Source organism: Acinetobacter sp. AOR14_HL (genome assembly GCF_027855175.1).
GTDB classification, from domain to species: Bacteria; Pseudomonadota; Gammaproteobacteria; order Pseudomonadales; family Moraxellaceae; genus Acinetobacter; species Acinetobacter calcoaceticus.
In genome coordinates this window covers 103,038-109,478 of the sequence record NZ_JAKTII010000012.1, presented here as the reverse complement: position 1 = coordinate 109,478, position 6,441 = coordinate 103,038, and the positions used below count along the sequence as shown (strand labels likewise).

The window sequence follows — 6,441 nt, the reverse complement described above, 5'->3', positions numbered from 1 at the left end:
GTCGCTTTTTTACTGTTCAAAAACTCAAATTATTGAGCTTGTTGACCAGGTTGAACAACTACAGTACGGCTACCAGTGATTGTCGCGAATACACGACGGTTCATAGCACGGCCTTCTTTAGTTTTGTTGTCAGCAATCGGTTGATCCCAAGCGAAACCTTGAGTAGACAAACGAGATGCATCAACGTTGTATTCGTTTACAAGAGCTGATTTAACAGAGTTAGCACGAGCTAAAGATAAACGTTCGTTCAACTTACGTGGACCAGTGTTATCTGTGTGACCTTCGATACGTGCAGTAGCGTTAGGGTATTCAGTTAACTTCTCAGCAACTTTAGCGATTTCTGGCTTGTATTGGTCTTTGATATTTGATTTGTTAGTATCAAAGAACACACGAAGTTCCATGTTAAGGTCTTCAGTTAACTCTTGTGGTTGTGGAGCAACTGGAGTTGGTTCAACTGGAGCAACTTCTACTACAGGAGCAGCAGGCTTCAAGTGACCACCAAGAACTACGTTCAAACCAGCAAGAGCTGTATAGTTCCAGAATTTTTCGTCAAAGTTATAAGTACCACGAGCTTCTGTACGAAGAGATAAAGCATCGTTTAAGCGCCAGAAAGCACCAAAACCAGCATTACCTAAAGTACCTTCTTCATCATTGTGGTAAGAAAGATCAGGAATCTCGTATTTGTAGTGACCAGCACCTAACAATACGTATGGCTTGATTTTGCTGTCATAGTTTTTAGTGATTAAATCAGAAGTAACATAGAAGTTACCGTTGATTTGTTTTTGTTTGTATTCAGCGCCAGCAGCAAGACCGTCTACATCACCTTTAACTTGGTTATATTCAGCTTCGAAACCTAACCATGGTGTTAACTCAATACCAAGAGCTGCACCAACGAATAAATCGTCTTGTAGTTCAGGTCCGTTAGTTAACTCGCCATCTTTACCGCCATTGTTGTGTTGACTGTCTTGGAAAGTGTAACCAAGCAATAATGGGGTAACAGTTACGCCAGCATTAGCAGCAGCTAATGGAGCAGCGACAAGCATAGCAAGTGCAATACGACTCAATTTCATGGATATCCTCCAGAGATAACAATTGTTGTTCAAGCTCAGCCTAAATTTATTGGCCCCTGAGATATTTTTACCCCAGTATTATTTTTAAGCTATTCACATTTGAATCATACAAACACTTGATAGACTTTCCAAGTGCTTGATAATTTTAATCAAGTAAATTATTGACAAAATTACTTACAATTTCCGTTGTAATTCGGTAATTTTTTACTCAACTAGAAAATATGAACAACTTCTTTCTTTCGCTTAGGGTGATTTTACCAGTATTCTAGCGTCCTGATAACCTTTATTTAATTTTGTGTTTCCTCATTATAAAAAACTATATAAATCATTGATAGAACGCATAAAATCAAAATATTCTTTTATATATTAAGGAATTTTAATGTTTAAATCTCCTGGTTTCACATTGATGGAACTTACTATAACGCTCGCAATTCTTATGATTATGTTCACTATAGCTCTTCCTTTATACCATCAATTTATGGCTTCGGTAGAATTAAAAAACACTCCTCGACTACTGACAATTCATATACAAAAAGCCAAATATGACGCAATTCTACGACATAAGAGTGTCGTAATTTGCCCAAGTGTTGATTTAACGCTGTGTAATAGTAATTGGGATACAAGCCTTATAAGCTTTGTAGACACAAATCATAATCTACAGAGAGAAAGCGACGAAGAGATATTGACCAATGTTGAACTTAATCATCGTTATGGTTCGTTAAAATTTCAAAAATTTGGAAAAAAACTCAATAGTATCGTATTTCAGGGAGACACTGGACTGCCACGTGAATCTAACGGCAGTTTTACATATTGTTCTTATGATCAGCTTAAAAACTTTAAATTGGTTCTCAGCAAAATGGGACATATTCGTTTAGAAGACCTTAAAAATTGTTAGAACTCTACAGTCTAATCCAGAAGATATTTCTCTCTGATTTTTGCAATATACTGCCTAGGTTTTAAACATTTCTTATTTTGAGATTAAGAACAACTGGAGATTAGAACAATGACTGACATCGTAATTGTTAATGGTGCTCGTACTGCCATGGGTGGTTTTCAAGGATCGTTATCGGGACTTACTGCGCCTGAACTAGGTGCTGTAACCATTAAAGAGGCAATCGCAAGAGCAGGTTTACAACCTACTGATGTCGAAGAAGTCATTATGGGTTGTGTTCTTCCTGCTGGTTTAAAACAAGGCCCTGCTCGTCAAGCAATGCGCAAAGCTGGCTTACCAGATTCCACAGGTGCTGTGACTATTAATAAGCTTTGTGGCTCTGGTATGAAAGCAGTAATGCAAGCAACCGATATGATTAAAGCAGGCAGTGCTGAAATTGTTGTTGCTGGCGGTATGGAGTCCATGACAAATGCGCCTTATGTTTTACCAAAAGCACGCGCTGGCTATCGTATGGGTCACGGCGAAATTAAGGATCATATGTTTCTTGATGGACTTGAAGATGCTGAAACTGGTCGTTTAATGGGTTCTTTTGCTCAAGATATGGCAAACACACGTGGCTATACACGCGAGCAAATGGATGACTTTGCAATTCGTTCTTTGAAACGTGCTCAAACAGCGATTACTGAAGGCTATTTCAAAGATGAAATTGTTTCGGTTACCGTACCTAGTCGCAAAGGCGATGTTGTTGTTGATCAAGATGAACAACCTCTAAATGCAAAGATCGACAAAATTCCTTCACTTAAACCAGCTTTTGCAAAAGACGGAACAATCACCGCAGCAAACGCTAGTTCTATTTCGGATGGTGCATCTGCATTAGTACTGACATCAAGTGAAGTTGCTGCTCAACGTGGTTTACAGCCGCTTGCGAAAATTATCGCAACAGCATCAAACTCTCAGCACCCTTCAGAATTTACGATCGCTCCTGTTGGTGCCATCGAGAAAGTTCTGAAAAAAGCTGGCTGGAATGCTCAAGACGTTGACCTTTGGGAAATTAACGAAGCTTTTGCCATGGTCACCATGTGCCCAATTGATGATTTCAAGCTTGATGCTGAGAAAGTAAATATCAATGGCGGTGCTTGTGCATTAGGTCACCCTGTTGGTTCTACAGGTTCTCGTATCATTCTTACGTTGATCCATGCTCTTAAACGCACTGGCGGTAAAAAAGGTATTGCTGCTCTTTGTATTGGTGGTGGTGAGGCTACAGCCGTTGCAATTGAAATCATTTAATTAAAAAAACAATATTTCAAAATCCCGCTTCGGCGGGATTTTTTATGAAAAAACTACAAAAAATGACCCACAAAATCACTTTTACGTTTTAACTTATTCTTCTAAATGAAAACAACAATGGACTATAACAATGCAACTCAATCACTATCTCAACTTTCAAGGTCAAGCAGAGCAAGCTTTTAATTTCTATAAGTCAGTTTTTGGCGGTGAGTTCGGCATGCTGAGCCGCTATGGCGATATGCCATCTACCGAAGGTGTGACTTTATCGGAAGCTGATAAGAATCTAGTTCTTCATGTTTCACTGCCAATTAATGAATACACCGTACTTATGGCATCAGATACCAATGATCAATTCTGTGCTCCTAACAGTGTCTTTACCCAAGGTAATAATCACTACATTTCGATTAACCTTGAAAAAGATGAGCAAGAAAAGGCTAAACAACTTTTTGATGCTTTATCTGCAAATGGTCAAATTGAAATGCCTCTAGAAAAAACGTTCTGGGGCGCATTGTACGGCGCTTTTACCGATCAGTTTGGCATAAAATGGATGATCAACTGCCAGCTTGATACTTAATATTTTCAACACTTAACCTCATAGAAGTACTCTGATATTTCTATGAGGTTCTAAATATCAATATTGGAATATTGAGCAATAATCATCAGCCCTACCGTAATGAATCCAATTCCAACCCACCCTGCCACATCAATATTTTGCCCAAGAAAAATCTTTGCTAGAAAAGCTGTCGCTAATACACCAATTCCAGACCAAAGTACATACAAAATTCCAGCCTGCATATATTTCAAAGCAATCGCAGCACAAGCGAAAGAGATCATATATAGAATAAGAGCAATACCTTGAGCTGTTTTATTAACTAAGCCATTACCTCTGGCAGAATAGAATGTTGAGAGTACATCCGTCGCGATGGCAAATAATAACCACCAAGCACCGGGATTTATTTTTGAAATTAAGCCTAGCATTCTTGTTCTTCAGTTAAGTCATTTAAAAATTATTTATAAAAAAAGCTGAACCTAAGTTCAGCTTTCGTATTTGAAATCTATTTAAGCACCAGTTTGATAACTTGCTTGCGGTACAGCGGTTGAAGCTTGATATGGGTTGGTAAAGTCTTGCAAACCTGCCGCAGCTTCTTGCACGTCTTTGCCTTCTTTTACGACAAAGCTATCAAAACCAGAACGTTTTAAGTAGTTTAAGACATCCTTAAATACATCACCAGTTGCGCGCAATTCACCTTGGAAACCTTGGCGACGTAATAATGCAGCAAATGAATAACCACGACCGTCACCAAAACCTGCAAACTCAATGAAAATTGCATTAAGCTCATTTAATGGGAATGTATGATCTTCAGGTGAATCACTCACAGTCACATACAAAGCTTTTTTGCCTTGAATGTTTGCTAATTGGTCTAGTTGAGCTGTTGTTACAACAACGTCACCTTGAGGAATAACACCATCTTCAGCAATGATTTGATAAGTATTGTCAGCGATCGTGCCATCTTTATAAAGCACTGGTAGAGCTGTATTAAGCATATGCACGCTCCTTAAATGGTTGAATTCCTACACGGCGATATGTATCAACAAAACGCTCACCTTCAGTACGTAAATCAAGATAAGTATTTAATATTTCTTCAATTACGTCTGGAACAGCATCTGCTGCAAATGATGGCCCTAAGATATCACCGATTGATGCATCATGGTCAGAATTACCACCTAATGTAATTTGGTAGAATTCAGCACCTTTTTTATCTACACCTAAAATACCGATGTTACCTACGTGGTGGTGACCACAGGCATTCATACAACCAGAAATATTTAAGTCTAAATGACCAAGGTCATACACCTTATCTAAGTCATCGAAACGACGCGTGATTGCTTCAGCAATTGGAATTGATTTCGCATTTGCAAGTGAACAGAAATCACCACCTGGGCAACTAATAATATCGGTAATGAAACCGATATGTGCACGTGCCATATTTTGTTGTTCAAGCGCTTGCCATACATCGAACAAATCTTTTTGAGGCACATCTGCCAAAGCAATGTTTTGTTCGTGAGTTGTGCGAAGTTCGCCGAAAGTATATTTATCAGCAAGATCTGCAATAAAGTTCATTTCTTCGGTGGTCATATCACCCGGTGCGATACCTGCACGTTTTAGAGAAATCGTAACAATACGATAACCCTTCACTTTATGTGCATGTGTGTTGATATTGAACCATTGCTTGAATTTTGGATGCTCAGCAAATAAAGCAGTGAAATCTTCATCTGCCAAATCTTGATAGTCAAATGGGATGAACTCCTCATCCAGTTTTTTCAAGATTTCTGGCTGAATTTTTAATGATTCACGTGTGTGTTCAAATTCAGCTTCAACTTTCTGAGCAAAAACTTCAGGAGTTAATGCTTTCACTAGAATTTTGATACGTGCTTTATATTTGTTATCACGACGACCATGTAAGTTATAAACACGCAGAACGGCTTCTAAGTAAGAAATTAAATCTTCACGTGGTAAAAACTCACGAATGACACTACCAATGATTGGGGTACGACCCAAACCACCACCCGCCATAATTTTGTAGCCGATTTCACCCCCTTCATTACGCACGATATATACACCAATATCATGGAATGCTGTTGCTGCACGGTCTTTTTCTTCAAGTGCAGAAACGGCAATTTTGAACTTGCGTGGCAAGAATGCAAATTCAGGGTGGAACGTACTCCACTGACGGATCAATTCACATGTTGGACGTGGGTCTGCAATTTCACCAGCAACTACACCTGCATATTGGTCAGTCGTTGTGTTACGAATACAGTTACCACTAGTTTGAATGGCATGCATTTGTACGGTTGCAAGTTCAGCTAAAATTTCTGGTACATCTTCAAGAGCTGGCCAGTTTAACTGAATGTTCTGACGTGTAGATACGTGTGCATAACCACGATCATATTCAGTTGAAACTTCAGCAATTTTACGTAATTGTTTTGAACTCATTAAGCCATACGGCACAGCAATACGCAGCATAGGCGCATAGCGTTGCACATATAAACCATTTTGCAAACGTAATGGACGGTATTCATCTTCAGAAAGTTTGCCCGCTAAATAGCGCTCTGTCTGATCGCGGAACTGAGCAACTCGTTGATTAATCAGCTGCTGATCGAAATCGGTATATAAATACATGGCGTATGGCT

7 protein-coding genes are annotated in these 6,441 nt (G+C 39.0%); 3 read left to right on the top strand and 4 right to left on the bottom strand.

Annotation, left to right across the window (positions count from 1 at the left end; translation table 11 throughout):
* Positions 1-29 precede the first annotated feature (29 nt).
* Positions 30-1,070: an outer membrane protein Omp38 gene (gene omp38 / locus MKL38_RS13135; protein ID WP_270903468.1), complete on the bottom strand. Its 1,041-nt coding sequence runs from the start codon at positions 1,068-1,070 to the stop codon at positions 30-32.
* A 379-nt stretch (positions 1,071-1,449) separates the two neighbouring features.
* On the opposite strand from omp38, the gene MKL38_RS13130 reads away from it, so the two are divergent.
* The 3 genes from MKL38_RS13130 to MKL38_RS13120 all read left to right on the top strand — a co-directional run bounded on the left by MKL38_RS13130 (position 1,450) and on the right by MKL38_RS13120 (position 3,823).
* Positions 1,450-1,965: a GspH/FimT family pseudopilin gene (locus MKL38_RS13130; RefSeq protein ID WP_270903467.1), complete on the top strand. Its 516-nt coding sequence runs from the start codon at positions 1,450-1,452 to the stop codon at positions 1,963-1,965.
* Between the two features lie 108 nt (positions 1,966-2,073).
* A complete protein-coding gene (locus tag MKL38_RS13125) occupies positions 2,074-3,249 on the top strand; it encodes a thiolase family protein (protein WP_004638962.1) in 1,176 nt (391 codons plus the stop codon).
* Between the two features lie 130 nt (positions 3,250-3,379).
* Entirely contained in the window at positions 3,380-3,823 is a 444-nt protein-coding gene (locus MKL38_RS13120) for a VOC family protein (protein WP_270903466.1), read from the top strand.
* 50 nt (positions 3,824-3,873) lie between these two features.
* Here MKL38_RS13120 and MKL38_RS13115 read toward each other — a convergent pair whose 3' ends face one another.
* The 3 genes from MKL38_RS13115 to MKL38_RS13105 all read right to left on the bottom strand — a co-directional run bounded on the left by MKL38_RS13115 (position 3,874) and on the right by MKL38_RS13105 (position 6,430).
* On the bottom strand, positions 3,874-4,227 hold the full coding sequence (locus MKL38_RS13115) for a DMT family transporter (RefSeq protein ID WP_004638961.1): 354 nt from the start codon (positions 4,225-4,227) through the stop codon (positions 3,874-3,876).
* Positions 4,228-4,308: 81 nt separating this feature from the next.
* Positions 4,309-4,794: a DUF934 domain-containing protein gene (locus MKL38_RS13110; protein WP_005036243.1), complete on the bottom strand. Its 486-nt coding sequence runs from the start codon at positions 4,792-4,794 to the stop codon at positions 4,309-4,311.
* Positions 4,787-6,430 (bottom strand): nitrite/sulfite reductase, encoded by a 1,644-nt coding sequence (locus MKL38_RS13105; RefSeq protein WP_270903465.1) that lies wholly within the window; start codon positions 6,428-6,430, stop codon positions 4,787-4,789. Before MKL38_RS13105 ends, MKL38_RS13110 begins: the two co-directional genes overlap by 8 nt.
* Positions 6,431-6,441 lie beyond the last annotated feature (11 nt).